The sequence below is a fragment of the Streptomyces endocoffeicus genome, from assembly GCF_016741935.1.
GTDB lineage: Bacteria > Actinomycetota > Actinomycetes > Streptomycetales > Streptomycetaceae > Streptomyces > Streptomyces endocoffeicus.
Genome location: NZ_JAERRG010000005.1, coordinates 149108 through 165912 on the forward strand (window position 1 = coordinate 149108; position 16805 = coordinate 165912).

Sequence of the window (16805 nt, forward strand, 5' to 3'; positions counted from 1 at the left end):
CCGATGAAGATCAAGAAGGGCGACCTGGTCCAGGTCATCACCGGTAAGGACAAGGGCAAGCAGGGCAAGGTCATCGCGGCCTTCCCGCGCGAGGACCGGGTCCTGGTCGAGGGTGTCAACCGGGTCAAGAAGCACACCAAGGCCGGACAGACCGCTCGTGGTTCGAAGACCGGCGGCATCGTGACGACCGAGGCCCCGATCCACGTGAGCAATGTGCAGCTCGTGGTGGAGAAGGACGGTAACAAGGTCGTCACCCGCGTCGGGTACCGCTTCGACGACGAGGGCAACAAGATCCGCGTTGCCAAGCGGACCGGTGAGGACATCTGATGACTGCCACCACCACTGCACCGCGCCTCAAGGGGCGCTACCGCGAAGAGATCCAGGGCAAGCTGCAGGAGCAGTTCTCCTACGAGAACGTCATGCAGATCCCGGGTCTGACCAAGGTCGTGGTCAACATGGGTGTGGGCGACGCCGCCCGCGACTCCAAGCTGATCGAGGGCGCCATCCGCGACCTCGCCACGATCACCGGCCAGAAGCCCGCCGTCACCAAGGCCCGTAAGTCCATCGCGCAGTTCAAGCTGCGTGAGGGCCAGCCGATCGGTGCCCACGTCACCCTTCGCGGTGACCGCATGTGGGAGTTCCTGGACCGCCTGGTGTCGCTCGCGCTTCCGCGTATCCGCGACTTCCGCGGTCTGTCGCCGAAGCAGTTCGACGGCCGGGGCAACTACACCTTCGGTCTCACGGAGCAGGTCATGTTCCACGAGATCGACCAGGACAAGATCGACCGCGTCCGGGGTATGGACATCACCGTGGTGACCACGGCGACCAACGACGAAGAGGGCCGTGCCCTGCTGCGTCACCTCGGCTTCCCGTTCAAGGAGGCGTGAGCCGTGGCGAAGAAGGCTCTCATTGCCAAGGCCGCCCGCAAGCCCAAGTTCGGCGTGCGTGGGTACACGCGCTGCCAGCGCTGCGGACGTCCGCACTCCGTGTACCGCAAGTTCGGCCTGTGCCGCGTGTGCCTCCGTGAGATGGCTCACCGTGGTGAGCTGCCGGGCGTGACCAAGAGCTCCTGGTAATCGACCCTTACGGGTTGATACCGGGCTCTCGGTAAGCAAATGGATGGCGAGGCCCACCCGCCCGCTCGCGTAGAGTGGAACGGTTGGGCGCTCGCCGCCCAGAATTCTTACTACGCCGTAGGTCCCCGCGCCGCACCCGTGCCCGCCACTGAGCGGGTGAGAGGGATGGCGCATACAGGAAACCCCGGCGAGAGAGGCCGAAGGCCATCATGACCATGACCGATCCGATCGCAGACATGCTGACGCGTCTGCGAAACGCGAACTCGGCGTACCACGACACCGTCGAGATGCCGCACAGCAAGATCAAGTCGCATATCGCGGAGATCCTCCAGCAGGAGGGCTACATCACCGGCTGGAAGGTCGAGGACGCCGAGGTCGGCAAGAACCTCACCCTCGAGCTGAAGTTCGGACCGAACCGCGAGCGCTCGATCGCCGGCATCAAGCGGATCTCGAAGCCGGGCCTGCGGGTCTACGCAAAGTCCACCAACCTGCCGAAGGTGCTCGGCGGCCTGGGCGTGGCGATCATCTCCACGTCGCACGGGCTCCTCACCGACAAGCAGGCCGGCAAGAAGGGCGTGGGTGGGGAAGTCCTCGCCTACGTCTGGTAACCAGGGAACGGAGGAAGCACATGTCGCGCATTGGCAAGCTGCCCATCCAGGTTCCCGCTGGTGTGGACGTCACCATCGATGGCCGCACGGTCGCCGTGAAGGGTCCCAAGGGCTCTCTCTCGCACACCGTCGCCGCGCCGATCGAGGTCGCCAAGGGTGAGGACAACGTCCTCGTTGTCACCCGCCCGAACGACGAGCGTCAGAACAAGGCCCTGCACGGCCTGTCGCGCACGCTGGTGGCGAACATGATCACCGGCGTGACCCAGGGCTACAGCAAGGCGCTCGAGATCAGCGGTGTCGGTTACCGCGTCCAGGCGAAGGGCTCCAACCTGGAGTTCGCCCTGGGCTACAGCCACCCGATCCTGGTCGAGGCCCCGGAGGGCATCTCCTTCAAGGTGGAGTCCCCGACCAAGCTGAGCGTCGAGGGCATCGACAAGCAGAAGGTCGGCGAGGTCGCCGCGAACATCCGCAAGCTGCGCAAGCCCGACCCGTACAAGGCCAAGGGCGTGAAGTACGCGGGCGAGGTCATCCGCCGCAAGGTCGGAAAGGCTGGTAAGTAAGCCATGGCATACGGTGTGAAGATTGCCAAGGGCAACGCTCGCAAGGCCGCTGCCGTCAAGCGGCGTCACATCCGCGTCCGCAAGCGGGTCTCCGGTACGCCGGTCCGCCCCCGCCTCGTGGTGACGCGGTCCAACCGTCACATGGTGGCGCAGGTCATCGACGACATCGCGGGCCACACCCTGGCCTCGGCGTCGACGCTGGACGGCTCCATCCGGGCGGCCGAGGGCGACAAGAGCGCCCAGGCGCAGCAGGTCGGCGCCCTGGTGGCCGAGCGGGCGAAGGCCGCGGGCATCGAGGCCGTCGTGTTCGACCGTGGTGGCAACAAGTACGCCGGGCGCATCGCCGCCCTGGCGGACGCCGCCCGCGAGGCCGGGCTGAAGTTCTGAGCCCCGGTTCCAACGCACGGAAACGAGAGAGGTAAATCCAATGGCTGGACCCCAGCGCCGCGGTGGCGGCGCCGGTGGCGGCGAGCGGCGGGACCGGAAGGACCGGCGGGACGGTGGCGCTGCCGCCGAGAAGACCGCTTACGTCGAGCGTGTTGTCGCGATCAACCGCGTCGCCAAGGTTGTGAAGGGTGGTCGTCGCTTCAGCTTCACCGCGCTGGTCGTGGTGGGCGACGGTGACGGCACCGTGGGTGTCGGTTACGGCAAGGCCAAGGAGGTGCCGGCCGCGATCGCCAAGGGCGTGGAGGAGGCCAAGAAGCACTTCTTCAAGGTCCCCCGGATCGCCGGCACCATCCCGCACCCGATCCAGGGTGAGGAGGCCGCGGGTGTCGTGCTGCTGAAGCCGGCGTCGCCCGGTACCGGTGTGATCGCCGGTGGCCCGGTGCGTGCCGTGCTGGAGTGCGCGGGCATCCACGACGTGCTGAGCAAGTCGCTCGGCTCGTCGAACCCGATCAACATCGTGCACGCCACGCGGGCCGCTCTGCAGGGCCTTCAGCGGCCCGAGGAGATCGCCGCCCGTCGTGGTCTGCCGCTCGAGGACGTCGCCCCCGCCGCTCTGCTGCGGGCGCGTGCCGGGGTGGGTGCGTGAGCATGGCCCGCCTCAAGATCACGCAGACGAAGTCGTACATCGGCAGCAAGCAGAACCACCGCGACACTCTGCGTTCGCTCGGGCTGAAGAGGCTCGGCGACGTGGTCGTCAAGGAGGACCGCCCCGAGTTCCGCGGCATGGCGCAGACCGTGCGGCACCTCGTGACGGTCGAGGAGGTCGACTGACATGGCGGAGAACAACCCGCTGAAGGTCCACAACCTCCGGCCCGCCCCGGGCGCCAAGACCGCCAAGACCCGTGTCGGTCGTGGTGAGGCGTCCAAGGGTAAGACCGCTGGTCGTGGCACCAAGGGCACCAAGGCCCGCTACCAGGTTCCGGAGCGCTTCGAGGGTGGGCAGATGCCCCTCCACATGCGGCTCCCGAAGCTCAAGGGCTTCAAGAACCCCTTCCGCACCGAGTACCAGGTCGTGAACCTGGACAAGCTGGCCGCGCTCTACCCCGAGGGTGGCGAGGTCACGGTGGCCGACCTGGTCGCCAAGGGTGCGGTTCGCAAGAACCAGCTCGTCAAGGTGCTGGGCTCCGGTGAGGTCTCCGTGGCGCTGCGGGTGACGGTCGACGCCGTCTCCGGCTCCGCCAAGGAGAAGATCACCGCCGCCGGTGGCACCGTCACCGAGCTCGTCTGAGCACGGTGCGTTTCTGACCGGGGGTGCCCCAGATATGGGGCATCCCCGGTTGGTCGTTCCAAGCGGGGCCGGGTCGCCGGTAAGGTGGCTGGCGTTGTTACCTTCCGCGCGGTACGTCTCCGCGCGGGTCCTGGCTGATAAGTATCCGTCGATCCTCAAGACCGTCACCTCTCGCGAAGCGACGCGGGGGGCGCAGGAGGCACCGTGCTCACCGCGTTCGCCCGGGCGTTCAAGACGCCCGACCTGCGCAAGAAGCTGCTGTTCACGCTGGGCATCATCGTGCTCTTCCGGCTCGGGCAACATATCCCGATCCCGGGCATCGACTACAAGAACGTCCAGACGTGCATGGACCTCGCCAAGGGCCAGCAGGGGCTGTTCGGCCTGGTCAACATGTTCAGTGGTGGCGCACTGCTCCAGATCACCATCTTCGCGCTGGGGATCATGCCGTACATCACGGCGAGCATCATCCTGCAGCTGCTGACCGTGGTGATCCCGCGCCTCGAGGCCCTCAAGAAGGAGGGCCAGGCCGGTCAAGGAAAGATCACCCAGTACACCCGCTATCTGACGATCGCGCTGGCGATCCTCCAGGGCACCGGCCTGGTGGCCACCGCCCGCAGCGGCTCGCTCTTCCAGAGCTGCCCGGTCGGCGGTCAGATCGTCCGGGACGACTCGATCTTCACCACCGCCGTGATGGTCATCACGATGACCGCGGGCACCGCGCTGATCATGTGGCTCGGTGAGCTGGTCACCGACCGCGGCATCGGCAACGGCATGTCGATCCTGATGTTCGTCTCGATCGCCGCCGGATTCCCGAGCGCGATGTGGAGCATCAAGCAGCAGGGCAAGATCATGGACGGCTGGCTGGAGTTCGGCCTGGTGATCCTCTGTGGTCTGGCCATGGTCGGCCTGGTGGTCTTCGTCGAGCAGGCCCAGCGCCGGATTCCCGTGCAGTACGCCAAACGCATGATCGGCCGTCGCTCGTACGGCGGTACGTCCACTTACATCCCGATGAAGGTGAACCAGGCGGGTGTGATCCCCGTGATCTTCGCCTCATCGCTGCTGTACATCCCGGCGCTGATCGTCCAGTTCTCGAATTCGAAGGCCGGCTGGGCGACCTGGATCTCGCAGAACTTCGTCAAGGGCGACCACCCGATCTACATCGCCACGTACTTCCTGCTGATCGTCTTCTTCGCATTCTTCTATGTCGCCATCAGCTTCAACCCCGAAGAAGTTGCCGACAACATGAAGAAGTATGGTGGGTTCATCCCGGGTATCCGGGCTGGTCGTCCCACCGCGGAGTATCTGAGCTACGTGCTGAACCGCATCACGTGGCCCGGTGCGCTCTATCTGGGCTTGATCGCCCTGGTGCCCACGGTGGCGCTGGTGACGCTCAATGCCAATCAGAACTTCCCGTTCGGCGGCACGAGCATCCTGATCATCGTGGGTGTCGGCCTGGAGACTGTGAAGCAAATCGAGAGCCAGCTTCAGCAGCGACACTACGAAGGGTTCCTCCGCTGATGCGAATCGTCCTCGTCGGGCCTCCGGGAGCCGGCAAGGGTACGCAGGCCGCGTACCTCGCCGAGAAGCTGTCCATCCCGCATATCTCCACCGGCGACCTGTTCCGCGCGAACATCAGCCAGGGCACCCCCCTCGGCAAGCAGGCGCAGGAGTACATGCGGGCCGGACAACTGGTACCGGACGAGGTCACCATCGGCATGGCGGAGGACCGGCTGGAGCAGGAGGACGCGCAGCCGGGCTTTCTGCTGGACGGGTTCCCGAGGAACCAGTTCCAGGCCGAGGCCCTGGACACCTACCTGGGGCAGCGCGGTGTCTCGCTGGACGCGGTGCTGGACCTGGAGGTCCCCGAGTCCGAGGTGATCAAGCGCATCGCGGGCCGCCGTACCTGCCGCAATGACAGCTCGCACACCTTCCACGTCGAGTACAAGCCGTCGAAGGACCCGGGTGTGTGCGACGTCTGCGGCGGCGAGCTGTACCAGCGCGAGGACGACAGCGAGGAGACGGTCCGCGACCGGCTGGAGGTCTACCACACCCAGACCGAGCCGATCATCGACTACTACAAGACCAAGGGCCTGGTCGTGACGATCTCGGCGCTGGGCAAGGTGTCCGAGGTCACCCAGCGGGCGATGGACGCCCTGGCCGCCAAGGCGGCCTAGCGAACGCAGGCTGTCACCGGCCGCGATGCCCCGTCCGGGGCGTCGCGGCCGTACTGTTGAGCAGATACGCCACGGCACATACCGCCGCACCAGAGACTGACCCGGAAGGCACCCATGGTGGAGATCAAGACTCCCGAGCAGATCGCGAAGATGCGTGAGGCGGGACTGGTCGTCGCCGCCATTCACGAGGCGACGCGGGCGGCGGCCGTCCCCGGCGCCAGCACCAAGGATCTGGACGATGTCGCCCGTAAGGTCATCGCGGACCATGGCGCCAAGTCGAACTTCCTGGGGTACGGCGGCTTCCCCGCCACCATCTGCACCTCGGTGAACGACATCGTGGTGCACGGCATCCCGGACCGGGAGACCGTCCTCAAGGACGGCGACATCATCTCCATCGACGCGGGCGCGATCGTGGACGGCTGGCACGGCGACGCCGCCTTCACCGCCTTCGTGGGCACCGGTCACGACCCGGAGCTGTACGAGCTCAGCCGGGTCACCGAGGAGTCGATGTGGGCCGGGATCGCGGCGGTCCGCAAGGGCCACCGGCTGGTCGACATCTCCAAGGCGATCGAGGGCTACATCCGCCGCCAGCCCCGCCCGGCCTCCGGCAAGTACGGGATCATCGAGGACTACGGCGGCCACGGCATCGGCACTCAGATGCACATGGACCCGCATCTGCTGAACTACGTCTCCAAGAAGCGCGGCAAGGGCCCCCGGCTGGTCTCCGGCTTCTGCATCGCGATCGAGCCCATGGTGAGCCTGGGCACCGCGAAGACGCATGTGCTGGCCGACGACTGGACGGTCAAGACGGACGACGGCACCTGGTCCAGCCACTGGGAGCACTCGGTCGCGCTGACCGAGGAGGGCCCGCTGGTGCTGACCGCCGTGGACGGCGGCAAGGCCAAGCTGGCCGAGCTGGGCGTGGAGACCGCGCCCGACCCGCTGGCCTGACGATCTCCGTTTGACGATCTCCGTGGGCATAAAGATCTCGATTCCGGGGCATCATGCCCCGGATTCGTGTTTCGGGATGCCCTGACGTAGACTGACACGTCGGCTCTCGCATGCCCTCCCGCATGTCGCGAGCCGATCAAGGTAGCCGATCCCGAAAGCAGGACATGGCCAAGAAGCAAGGCGCCATCGAAATCGAGGGCACCGTGATCGAGTCTCTGCCGAACGCGATGTTCAAGGTGGAGCTTCAGAACGGTCACAAGGTCCTCGCGCACATCAGCGGCAAGATGCGTATGCACTACATCCGCATCCTGCCCGATGACCGGGTGGTCGTGGAGCTGTCTCCGTACGACCTCACGCGCGGACGGATCGTCTACCGCTACAAGTAGATCTCACGACCCGGAGAACCTCACACCCATGAAGGTCAAGCCGAGCGTCAAGAAGATCTGCGACAAGTGCAAGGTGATCCGCCGCCACGGTCGGGTCATGGTCATTTGCGACAACCTGCGCCACAAGCAGCGCCAGGGCTGACGCACACCGGCCGGAATCCTGCACCACTCGCAGTATCTTCGCGCGACGTCATAACTTTTCGTACATACGCAGTCACCCGTTCCCGCCTCGCGGGGACGACACCCCCGGTCGGAGGCCGGGGACCCGGGAGCCGTCCCGTACGGCGGCCGGGAATGGTGCTGCGGAAGACCTCCGACAATCATCTGGAGCCAGATTCATGGCACGCCTCGCAGGCGTTGATCTCCCGCGCGAAAAGCGCGTCGAGGTCGCCCTCACCTACGTCTTCGGCATCGGTCGCACCCTTGCCCAGCAGACGCTCGCCAACACCGGTGTGAGCCCGGACACCCGCGTTCGGGACCTGGGCGAAGAGGACCTGGTCAAGATCCGCGAGTACGTGGACAACAACATCAAGACCGAGGGTGACCTCCGTCGCGAGATCCAGGCCGACATCCGCCGCAAGGTCGAGATCGGCTGCTACCAGGGTCTGCGCCACCGCCGTGGCCTTCCGGTCCACGGCCAGCGCACGTCGACCAACGCCCGCACCCGCAAGGGCCCGCGTCGCGCGATCGCCGGTAAGAAGAAGCCGGGCAAGAAGTAGTCCGCACCGGACGCTGACAAGCGGTCCGAGCTGTAGGACCGACCACCTCCACGGGAGATTTCGAGAATGCCTCCGAAGAGCAGGACGGCGGGCGCCAAGAAGGTGCGCCGCAAGGAGAAGAAGAACGTCGCCCACGGGCACGCTCACATCAAGAGCACGTTCAACAACACCATCGTCTCGATCACGGACCCCACCGGGAATGTGATCTCTTGGGCCTCGGCCGGCCACGTCGGCTTCAAGGGCTCGCGCAAGTCCACTCCGTTCGCCGCGCAGATGGCCGCCGAGTCGGCCGCCCGCCGCGCGCAGGAGCACGGCATGCGCAAGGTCGACGTGTTCGTCAAGGGTCCGGGCTCCGGCCGTGAGACCGCGATCCGTTCGCTCCAGGCCACCGGCCTGGAGGTGGGTTCGATCCAGGACGTCACTCCGACTCCGCACAACGGATGCCGCCCGCCCAAGCGTCGGCGTGTCTGACCGGCTGAAGTAGGAGACAACAGAAACAATGGCGCGTTACACCGGGGCCGACTGCAAGCGTTGCCGTCGGGAGAAGCAGAAGCTCTTCCTCAAGGGGAGCAAGTGCGAGAGCGCGAAGTGCCCGATCGAGATCCGTCCTTACCCCCCGGGTGAGCACGGTCGCGGGCGCACCAAGGACAGCGAGTACCTGCTGCAGCTCCGTGAGAAGCAGAAGGCGACCCGCATCTACGGTGTCCTTGAGAAGCAGTTCCGTGGTTACTACGCGGAGGCGAACAAGAAGACCGGCAAGACCGGTGAGAACCTTCTTCGCATCCTCGAGACCCGACTCGACAACGTGGTCTACCGGGCCGGCTTCGCCAAGTCCCGCGACCACGCCCGTCAGCTGGTCCGCCACGGCCACTTCGTCGTGAACGGCGTCAAGACCGACATTCCGTCGGCTCGGGTCACCGTGAACGACATCGTCGAGGTTCGTCCGAAGTCCCGGACCATGACCCCCTTCCAGGTGGCTCAGGCCGAGGCGGGCGAGCGCACCGTGCCGGCGTGGCTCGAGGCCATTCCGTCGCAGCTGCGGATCCTCGTGCACTCCATGCCCGAGCGCCAGGTGATCGACACCCAGGTGCAGGAGCAGCTGATCGTCGAGCTCTACTCCAAGTAGTAGCGAGGCTCGCCGGCGTAGCCGGCTGATGTGAGGTTCGGGCGGTACGGAGCCGTTTGGCACGTACCGCCCGTACCATTGAAGGGTTCGGCGTCAAATAGCGGGCGCCGAAGACTGGAGGCAATGCCCATGCTGATCGCTCAGCGTCCCTCGTTGACCGAAGAGGTCGTCGACGAATTCCGCTCCCGGTTCGTGATCGAGCCGCTGGAGCCGGGCTTCGGCTACACCCTCGGAAACTCCCTGCGTCGTACGCTCCTCTCCTCGATCCCCGGTGCGGCGGTCACGTCCATCCGGATCGACGGGGTCCTGCACGAGTTCACCACCGTGCCGGGCGTCAAGGAGGACGTCACCGACCTGATCCTCAACATCAAGCAGCTGGTCGTCTCCTCGGAGCACGACGAGCCGGTCGTGATGTACCTGCGCAAGCAGGGCCCGGGTCTGGTCACCGCCGCCGACATCGCGCCGCCGGCCGGTGTCGAGGTGCACAACCCCGACCTGGTCCTGGCCACGCTGAACGGCAAGGGCAAGCTGGAGATGGAGCTGACCGTCGAGCGCGGTCGCGGCTATGTCTCCGCCGTGCAGAACAAGCAGGTCGGCCAGGAGATCGGCCGGATCCCGGTCGACTCGATCTACTCGCCGGTGCTCAAGGTCACGTACAAGGTCGAGGCGACCCGTGTCGAGCAGCGCACCGACTTCGACAAGCTGATCGTCGACGTCGAGACCAAGCAGGCCATGCGGCCGCGTGACGCCATGGCGTCGGCCGGTAAGACCCTGGTCGAGCTGTTCGGCCTGGCCCGCGAGCTGAACGTGGACGCCGAGGGCATCGACATGGGCCCGTCCCCGACGGACGCCGCCCTGGCCGCCGATCTGGCGCTGCCGATCGAGGAGCTCGAGCTCACCGTTCGTTCGTACAACTGCCTCAAGCGCGAGGGTATCCACTCCGTGGGTGAGCTCGTGGCGCGGTCCGAGGCGGACCTGCTCGACATCCGGAACTTCGGCGCCAAGTCGATCGACGAGGTCAAGGCGAAGCTGGCCGGTATGGGCCTCGCGCTCAAGGACAGCCCGCCCGGATTCGACCCGACCGCCGCGGCGGACGCCTTCGGCGCCGACGACGACGCGGACGCGGGTTTCGTGGAGACCGAGCAGTACTAGAACCTGCTGGTCCGCTGTGGCTGAGGGCTTGTCCTCAATCGCCGGACGGGCTGGATTTTGTCCACTGACACCGGTACCTCATACGGCCGGTGCAGACATCTAGGAGATACACATGCCGAAGCCCACCAAGGGCGCCCGTCTGGGCGGCAGCGCTGCGCACGAGCGGCTCCTGCTGGCGAACCTCGCCACCGCGCTGTTCGAGCACGGCCGGATCACCACCACCGAGGCGAAGGCCCGCCGCCTGCGCCCGGTCGCGGAGAAGCTGGTCACCAAGGCGAAGAAGGGCGACCTTCACAACCGCCGTCTGGTGCTCCAGACCATCCGCGACAAGAGCGTCGTGCACACCCTCTTCACCGAGATCGGGCCGCGCTACGAGAACCGGCCGGGTGGCTACACCCGCATCACCAAGATCGGTAACCGTCGTGGCGACAACGCCCCGATGGCGGTCATCGAGCTGGTCGAGGCGCTGACCGTGCAGCAGGAGGCCGTGGGCGAGGCCGAGGCCGCCACCAAGCGCACCGCCAAGGACGCTGCCGGTGACCAGGCCGTCGCGGACCTCAAGAAGGAGACCCCGGCCGCCGAGGCCGCCGAGGCTCCGGCCGAGGCCGAGGCCGAGGAGTCGAAGGACGCCTGAGGCGTTCCGACGGCTTTCGTCGTACGGACGGGCCCGCCCCCAGATTCTGGGAGCGGGCCCGTTCCGCATGGAGAGGAACGGTTGGGTGAGTGACGAAGCGGCGCCCGGTTTCGTACGGGTCCGGCTGGATCTCGCATACGACGGCAAGGACTTCTCGGGCTGGGCCAAGCAGCGCGAGCGGCGCACCGTACAGGGCGAGCTGGAGAGCGCGCTGCGGACGGTGACGCGCTCCGCGGAGACCTTCGAGCTGACCGTCGCGGGCCGCACCGACGCGGGGGTCCACGCCCGCGGCCAGGTGGCGCACGTGGATCTGCCCGAGGCGCTGTGGGCCGAGCACCGGGACAGGCTGCCGCGGCGGCTGGCCGGACGGCTGCCCCATGACGTACGGGTCTGGAAGGTCGCCGAGGCCCCGTCCGGGTTCAACGCCCGCTTCTCCGCGATCTGGCGGCGCTACGCCTACCGGGTCACCGACCACCCCGGCGGGGTCGACCCGCTGCTGCGCGGCCATGTGCTGTGGCACGACTGGCCGCTGGACGTGGACGCCATGAACGCGGCCTCCGAACGGCTCCTGGGCGAGCACGACTTCGCCGCGTACTGCAAGAAGCGCGACGGCGCCACCACCATCCGCACCCTCCAGCGGCTGGACTGGCTGCGCGGGGCGGATGGCGTGATCACGGCCACGGTGCGGGCGGACGCCTTCTGCCACAACATGGTGCGCTCGCTGGTGGGCGCGCTGCTCTTCGTCGGCGACGGCCACCGTCCCCCGGACTGGCCCGCCAAGGTGCTCTCCGCGGGGCTGCGCGACTCCGCCGTCCATGTCGTACGCCCCCATGGGCTGACCCTGGAAGAGGTCGGCTACCCGGCCGACGGCCAACTCGCGGCCCGTAACCGCGAGTCCCGCAACAAGCGCTCCCTGCCAGGCGCGACGGCGATCGGTTCCGGCTGCTGCTGACGCGTGGGTGGGTGTGGGCGGGCGATCACGGGGTACTCGCCACGCGCATCGTGTGCGAACGGCGGCGTGTGCGAACGGCGGGGCGAGAACAGGTCACGGCGGGGCGGCGATCGGCATGATGCGGCTTCCGGGGCCCCCGGAAGATCGATAAAATTTGCCAACCGACAACGGTCGCCGACCGCGAAGGGAACCGCGTGAGTACCAGCGAGGCCGCTGTACGAGAGCGTCTGACCAGGGCGCTCCAGGAACGCGGCGAGGAGATCGCCGATCGCTGGGTCGAGCTGCAGATGGAGCAGGCCCTGCTCGACACCGACATCGGGGAGGCCGAACTCCGCGAGGAGGCCGACGCCTTGATCGAGGCGCTGGTCCCGGGGCTGCAGACCGGAGCGCCGATGGACCGCGTGGTGACCTCCAGCCCGGGGCTGCACGAGGCCGTGGTCGGTCTTTCGCTGCGCCGGGCGCGGGCCGGGGCCACCCCGACGGCGACCTCGCTCGCGGTGCTGGCCCTCAAGGAGGCGCTGCTGAAGGCGGTGCAGCGGGACACCCGGGACGCCGAGGAGCTCTTCGCCTCGGCCGTCTTCATGAACCGGCTGCTCGATGTGGCCGGGGCGCTGTCCTTCGAGACGTATGTGGAGGGCCGGGAGGAGATCATCCGCCGGCAGAGCCAGCAGCTGATGGAGCAGTCGACGCCGGTGGTGCGGCTGTGGCGGCAGGTGCTGGCCGTGCCGCTGATCGGCACGCTGGACACCGCCCGGACCCAGGTGGTGATGGAGAATCTGCTCCAGGCCATCCAGGACCATGAGGCGCTGGTCGCGATCATCGACATCACGGGTGTGCCGACGGTGGACACCGCCGTCGCCCAGCATCTGATGCAGACCGTGAACGCGGTGCGGCTGATGGGCGCGGACTGTGTGATCAGCGGGGTGCGCCCCTCGATCGCCCAGACCATCGCCCAGCTCGGCATCGATCTGTCCACCATCCTCACGCGGGCGACGCTGGCCGACGCGCTGGCCGCCGCGATCAAGCTGATCGACGGGCCCGGTCCCGACGGCGATGAAGGAGACGGTCGGTGACCGGCCATCGCCAGCCCGGCGTTCCGATTCTGCGACTGGGAGACGTCCTGGTCACCGGCCTGCTCAATGAACTCGACGACCGGGCCGCCATCGCCTTCACCGAGGAGCTGACCGAGCGGATCTCGGCCGAGGGCGCCCGTGGGGTGCTCATCGACATCTCCCGGCTGGAGGTCATCGACTCCTTCGTGGCCCGGACGCTGATGGAGCTGACCACGGTGGCCCGGCTGCTGGGGGCGCGGGTGATCGTGGCCGGGATGCGACCGCCGGTGGCGATCACCCTGGTGGAGCTCGGGATCGAGCTCGTCGGCGTGGAGACCGCACTCAATCCGGAGCAGGGCTTGGCCGCGCTGGGGTGGCGCCAGGCCCCACTGCCCCTGGAAGGGGCCCGACGTGGCACTGCCCGGTGAATTCACCCTCGCCTCCCGCGGTCCCAAGCGGCCCTCACGGACGGATGGCCGGCGCCCGCCCGCGCCGGCCACGTACCCGGTGCGCACGGAGGAGGACCTGCTGACGGTCCGCCATGCCGTGCGCGCGGCCACCGTCGAGGTGGGCTTCGGCCTGGTGGACCAGACCCGCGTGGTCACGGCCGCCAGCGAACTCGCCCGTAACGCCTTTGTCCACGGCGGCGGCGGCACGGTGACCCTGGAGTACCCGCGCGACCCCCGCGGACGCCGAGGGCTGCGGCTGGTCGTCAAGGACGAGGGGCCGGGCATCGCCGACCTCGACGCGGCGCTCACCGACGGCTTCACCACCGGCTCGGGCCTGGGTCACGGGCTGGGCGGCGCCCGGCGGCTGATGGACGAGTTCTCGGTGCGCACCGGCCCGGGTGAGGGCACGGTGGTGGTCGCCACCCGCTGGACGGTCCGGTGACCCATACGTTCACGGCGCCCACCGTCCAGGTGCGCGTCGACCATCACAGCGCCGTGCACCTGGCCGCCGAGGCGGCGCGTGCGGTGGCCCGGGAGTGCGAGCTGCCGGGGGCGCTGCCCGACCAGGCGGCCGTGATCGCCTCGGAGCTGGCGACCAACCTGGACAAGCACGCCAGCGACGGCACCCTCTACGTCCAGCCGCTGCCGCTGGGCCACGGGGTGGAGATCCTCGCCGCCGACCGCGGCCCCGGGATGCACGACCCCGAGCGTTGCCTGACGGACGGCTACACCACTTCCGGAACCCTGGGGGTCGGGCTCGGCGCCGTCAAACGGATGGCGACCCACTTCCAGATGCGCAGCGCCGACGGCACCCACGCGGGCACCTGGGCCTGCGCCCGGCTCACCGCGCCGGGCGAGCAGCGGCCGGAGTGGCAGGGGGTGGGGGCGGTCTGTCTGCCCGCCGAGGGGGAGGAGGACTGCGGCGACGCCTGCGCGGTCGTCGACACGGACTCCGCCCGCACCGCGGTCGTCCTGGACGGTCTGGGCCACGGTCAGCCCGCCGCCGAGGCGGCCCAGGCGGCGCTGCGGACCTTCCACGCCGACCCCGACCGGCCGCTGCCCGAGGTGCTCAACCGGATGAACCGGGCCCTGCGGCACACCCGGGGGACCGCCGTGGGCGTATTGCGGCTGCACGCCGAGCACGCCGACTACTGCGGTGTCGGCAACATCCGCGCCCTCGCCCTGACCCACGACAGGGTTCGGCACCGGCTGACCGGGCAGCCCGGTATCGTCGGCTGGGGGATGCCCACCCCCCGCGTCCACGACTTCCCGTTGCCCCAGGGCGGTACGGCGGTGCTGCACAGCGACGGTATCGACGCCCGCTGGTCGCTCGACCCGCCCCCGTCCGTGCTCCGCCTCCCGCCGCCCCTGCTGTCCGCCGCACTCGCCCATGGCCATCGCCGCGTCCGCGACGACGCCACGGTGCTCGCGGCCAGGTCCCCCTTAAGGCTTCCATGACGACGAGGAACCTCCGCTGCGCCACGACGGCGGGGCTCAGCCGGGCCGTTCGGGCGCTGGCCCGGGAGCACGCCCTGGACCCCGCGGTCCGGGCGCGCCTTGTGCTGTCCGCCGCCGAGGCCGCCGGGGCGGCGCTGCGCGCCGGGCGGGAGACGGGCCTCGCGTGGGCGTACGACCCGGCCGAGGGACTGCTCACGGTGGCGCTGCGGACCCCGGGCGATACGGGTCCGGGGGCGGCGGGCGATACGGGTCCGGTGGTGGCGGATCTCCCGATGGCCCCCGACGAGGTGACCGAGGGCGAGGTGGTCTGGCGCCTCCCGGCGTCACCCCCATCCGGCACCGCGGACGAGGCGTCCGACGAGAACGCCCTCGCCGCGGAGGAGCTGCGCGCGGTCGTGGCCGCCACCGACGCGCTCACCTCCGAGCACCGCCGTCTCAAGGACGAACTCGCGGAGACCAACAGCGGGGTGCTCGCGCTCTACGTCCAGCTCGACGAGCGGGACAAGCAGTTGCGCACCGCGCACGGCCAGACCCTGCGGGAGCTGGAGGACGCGCTGCGCCCGGCGCCCATCAAGGCCGACGGTCTGGAACTCGCCGTGCACTACGAACCGGCCGGCACCGACGCGCCGACCGGCGGGGATCTGTACGACTGGTTCGTGCTGCCCGACGGCACCGTCCACATCACCATCGTGGACGCCCTGGGCCATGGGGTGACCAGTACGCGCAGCGCGCTCAACGTCACCCACGCGGTGCGCACCCTGGCCCTGGAGGGCCATCGGCTCGAGTCGATCGTGGGCCGTACCGACGAGATCCTGCGCCCCTTCGACCGGTCCGTGATGGCCACCGTGCAGCTCGCCCGGATCGATCCGGCCACCGGTGAGCTGTGGCTGGCCAATGGGAGCCATCCGCCCGCGCTGCTGCTGCGCCGCGACGGGACGGCCCGGTATCTGGAGGCCCGGGGGCGCGGGATCGGCTTTCCGCTGCCCGGCAGCGAGACCCCGCTGACCGAGCGGCTGGCCCCCGGGGACCTTCTCCTGCTCTACACCGACGGTCTCACCGAGAGCCGCCGGGACCCGATCGAGGGCGAGAAGCGCCTGATCGAGGCCGCGCACAAGCATCTGCAGAGCCCGACGGAGGAGGTCCCCGGCGCCATCGCGGAGGATATGCACACGGTGATCCTGCATCCGGATGACACCCTCGCGCTGGCGGTGCGGCTCACCGGTCAGTGATCGGCGGCCGGGCCGAGGCGCTGCCGCGGGACACGGCCCCGCCGGAGGTCCCGCTGACGGGGGACCGGGGGCGGGAGCGGGCGCTCGTCGTGCGGCTGGGCACGGACCAGCTGCTCGAACAGGGGACGCGCCGCGACCAGCGCTTCCCGCATCCGCTCGGTGGCCGTCTCGCCCTCGTGCGTCCGCGCCGCCATGGCGTGCAGCCGGCGGTAGCCGTCGATCTCCCCGGGGTGGCGGACGGACAGCGCGTCCATCCGCTTCTCCTCGGACTCGGCCGGATAGCCGCGGTCCACGGCCAAGGCGCCCAGCAGCCGGTCGGCTTCGCGCAGGGCCCATCCGGGGGAGTCCACGAACCGCTCCTGAAGGCCCGCCCACCGCGCCGCGTACTGCTCCCTCGCTTCCGAGGGCAGGCTTCGGACCGGCAGTTCGCCCTTGCGGCCCTGCCGCACCGAGGGGGCGATCACAAGGCCGGCCATGGCGGCCAGTGCCACCAGCAGGATGATGAGCGTGACTGTTGACATCGTCGTGCCTTCCGCAGAGATTTTCCTCGCTCGAGGCTGGTATCACCGAGTGTTACCGGTGATCTCGGCGGCAAACACGGCAC

At 68.7% G+C, this 16805-nt stretch carries 26 protein-coding genes; 25 read left to right on the forward strand and 1 reads right to left on the reverse strand.

Features of this window, described 5'->3' with window-relative positions; translation table 11 throughout:
- The first annotated feature begins 3 nt into the window (after positions 1-3).
- The 25 genes from rplX (at position 4) to JK364_RS15640 (ending at position 16201) form a co-directional block, all read left to right on the forward strand.
- Positions 4-327, forward strand: coding sequence for a 50S ribosomal protein L24 (gene rplX, locus JK364_RS15520; RefSeq protein WP_014054173.1), 324 nt, complete (start codon positions 4-6; stop codon positions 325-327).
- Positions 327-887, forward strand: coding sequence for a 50S ribosomal protein L5 (gene rplE, locus JK364_RS15525; RefSeq protein ID WP_201851662.1), 561 nt, complete (start codon positions 327-329; stop codon positions 885-887). The genes rplX and rplE overlap by 1 nt, the downstream gene beginning before the upstream one ends.
- Positions 888-890: 3 nt before the next feature.
- Entirely contained in the window at positions 891-1076 is a 186-nt protein-coding gene (locus JK364_RS15530) for a type Z 30S ribosomal protein S14 (protein ID WP_003948630.1), read from the forward strand.
- Between the two features lie 209 nt (positions 1077-1285).
- Positions 1286-1684, forward strand: coding sequence for a 30S ribosomal protein S8 (rpsH, locus tag JK364_RS15535; protein WP_044571663.1), 399 nt, complete (start codon positions 1286-1288; stop codon positions 1682-1684).
- 20 nt (positions 1685-1704) lie between these two features.
- Positions 1705-2244, forward strand: coding sequence for a 50S ribosomal protein L6 (gene rplF, locus JK364_RS15540; RefSeq protein WP_201851663.1), 540 nt, complete (start codon positions 1705-1707; stop codon positions 2242-2244).
- A 3-nt stretch (positions 2245-2247) separates the two neighbouring features.
- Positions 2248-2631, forward strand: coding sequence for a 50S ribosomal protein L18 (gene rplR, locus JK364_RS15545; RefSeq protein ID WP_201851664.1), 384 nt, complete (start codon positions 2248-2250; stop codon positions 2629-2631).
- Positions 2632-2671: 40 nt separating this feature from the next.
- Positions 2672-3277, forward strand: a complete 606-nt coding sequence (gene rpsE, locus JK364_RS15550) for a 30S ribosomal protein S5 (protein ID WP_201851665.1) — start codon at positions 2672-2674, stop codon at positions 3275-3277.
- Between the two features lie 2 nt (positions 3278-3279).
- A complete protein-coding gene (gene rpmD / locus JK364_RS15555; protein WP_044571656.1) occupies positions 3280-3462 on the forward strand; it encodes a 50S ribosomal protein L30 in 183 nt (60 codons plus the stop codon).
- Between the two features lies 1 nt (position 3463).
- Positions 3464-3919 carry a 50S ribosomal protein L15 gene (gene rplO / locus JK364_RS15560; RefSeq protein ID WP_201851666.1) on the forward strand — a complete coding sequence of 152 codons (456 nt, stop codon included), beginning with the start codon at positions 3464-3466 and terminating at the stop codon, positions 3917-3919.
- 204 nt (positions 3920-4123) lie between these two features.
- Positions 4124-5437, forward strand: coding sequence for a preprotein translocase subunit SecY (secY, locus tag JK364_RS15565; RefSeq protein WP_020869246.1), 1314 nt, complete (start codon positions 4124-4126; stop codon positions 5435-5437).
- Positions 5437-6093, forward strand: a complete 657-nt coding sequence (locus JK364_RS15570) for an adenylate kinase (RefSeq protein WP_201851667.1) — start codon at positions 5437-5439, stop codon at positions 6091-6093. Before secY ends, JK364_RS15570 begins: the two co-directional genes overlap by 1 nt.
- A 114-nt stretch (positions 6094-6207) precedes the next feature.
- The gene (map, locus tag JK364_RS15575) at positions 6208-7044 is read left to right on the forward strand and encodes a type I methionyl aminopeptidase (protein ID WP_201851668.1); all 837 of its coding nucleotides are present in this window, start codon (positions 6208-6210) and stop codon (positions 7042-7044) included.
- Positions 7045-7208: 164 nt separating this feature from the next.
- On the forward strand, positions 7209-7430 hold the full coding sequence (gene infA / locus JK364_RS15580) for a translation initiation factor IF-1 (RefSeq protein WP_003956442.1): 222 nt from the start codon (positions 7209-7211) through the stop codon (positions 7428-7430).
- 28 nt (positions 7431-7458) lie between these two features.
- Positions 7459-7572: a 50S ribosomal protein L36 gene (gene rpmJ, locus JK364_RS15585; protein ID WP_003956441.1), complete on the forward strand. Its 114-nt coding sequence runs from the start codon at positions 7459-7461 to the stop codon at positions 7570-7572.
- 196 nt (positions 7573-7768) lie between these two features.
- Positions 7769-8149 (forward strand): 30S ribosomal protein S13, encoded by a 381-nt coding sequence (gene rpsM, locus JK364_RS15590; RefSeq protein ID WP_201851669.1) that lies wholly within the window; start codon positions 7769-7771, stop codon positions 8147-8149.
- Between the two features lie 66 nt (positions 8150-8215).
- A complete protein-coding gene (gene rpsK / locus JK364_RS15595) occupies positions 8216-8620 on the forward strand; it encodes a 30S ribosomal protein S11 (RefSeq protein ID WP_009715860.1) in 405 nt (134 codons plus the stop codon).
- A 28-nt stretch (positions 8621-8648) separates the two neighbouring features.
- The gene (gene rpsD / locus JK364_RS15600) at positions 8649-9275 is read left to right on the forward strand and encodes a 30S ribosomal protein S4 (RefSeq protein WP_201851670.1); all 627 of its coding nucleotides are present in this window, start codon (positions 8649-8651) and stop codon (positions 9273-9275) included.
- 129 nt (positions 9276-9404) lie between these two features.
- Entirely contained in the window at positions 9405-10427 is a 1023-nt protein-coding gene (locus JK364_RS15605; protein ID WP_009715858.1) for a DNA-directed RNA polymerase subunit alpha, read from the forward strand.
- Positions 10428-10539: 112 nt separating this feature from the next.
- On the forward strand, positions 10540-11061 hold the full coding sequence (gene rplQ / locus JK364_RS15610; protein ID WP_044571643.1) for a 50S ribosomal protein L17: 522 nt from the start codon (positions 10540-10542) through the stop codon (positions 11059-11061).
- 85 nt (positions 11062-11146) lie between these two features.
- Positions 11147-12013, forward strand: coding sequence for a tRNA pseudouridine(38-40) synthase TruA (gene truA / locus JK364_RS15615; RefSeq protein WP_201851671.1), 867 nt, complete (start codon positions 11147-11149; stop codon positions 12011-12013).
- A 194-nt stretch (positions 12014-12207) separates the two neighbouring features.
- A complete protein-coding gene (locus tag JK364_RS15620; RefSeq protein ID WP_201851672.1) occupies positions 12208-13086 on the forward strand; it encodes an STAS domain-containing protein in 879 nt (292 codons plus the stop codon).
- Positions 13083-13493, forward strand: a complete 411-nt coding sequence (locus JK364_RS15625) for an STAS domain-containing protein (RefSeq protein ID WP_201851673.1) — start codon at positions 13083-13085, stop codon at positions 13491-13493. Before JK364_RS15620 ends, JK364_RS15625 begins: the two co-directional genes overlap by 4 nt.
- The gene (locus JK364_RS15630; RefSeq protein ID WP_201851674.1) at positions 13477-13956 is read left to right on the forward strand and encodes an anti-sigma regulatory factor; all 480 of its coding nucleotides are present in this window, start codon (positions 13477-13479) and stop codon (positions 13954-13956) included. The genes JK364_RS15625 and JK364_RS15630 overlap by 17 nt, the downstream gene beginning before the upstream one ends.
- Entirely contained in the window at positions 13953-14972 is a 1020-nt protein-coding gene (locus JK364_RS15635) for a SpoIIE family protein phosphatase (RefSeq protein WP_201851675.1), read from the forward strand. Before JK364_RS15630 ends, JK364_RS15635 begins: the two co-directional genes overlap by 4 nt.
- Positions 14969-16201: a PP2C family protein-serine/threonine phosphatase gene (locus JK364_RS15640; protein ID WP_201851676.1), complete on the forward strand. Its 1233-nt coding sequence runs from the start codon at positions 14969-14971 to the stop codon at positions 16199-16201. The genes JK364_RS15635 and JK364_RS15640 overlap by 4 nt, the downstream gene beginning before the upstream one ends.
- On the opposite strand, the gene JK364_RS15645 is transcribed toward JK364_RS15640, so the two are convergent.
- Positions 16195-16722, reverse strand: a complete 528-nt coding sequence (locus tag JK364_RS15645) for a hypothetical protein (RefSeq protein ID WP_201851677.1) — start codon at positions 16720-16722, stop codon at positions 16195-16197. The two genes, JK364_RS15640 and JK364_RS15645, sit on opposite strands and share 7 nt — an antisense overlap.
- Between the last annotated feature and the right edge of the window lie 83 nt (positions 16723-16805).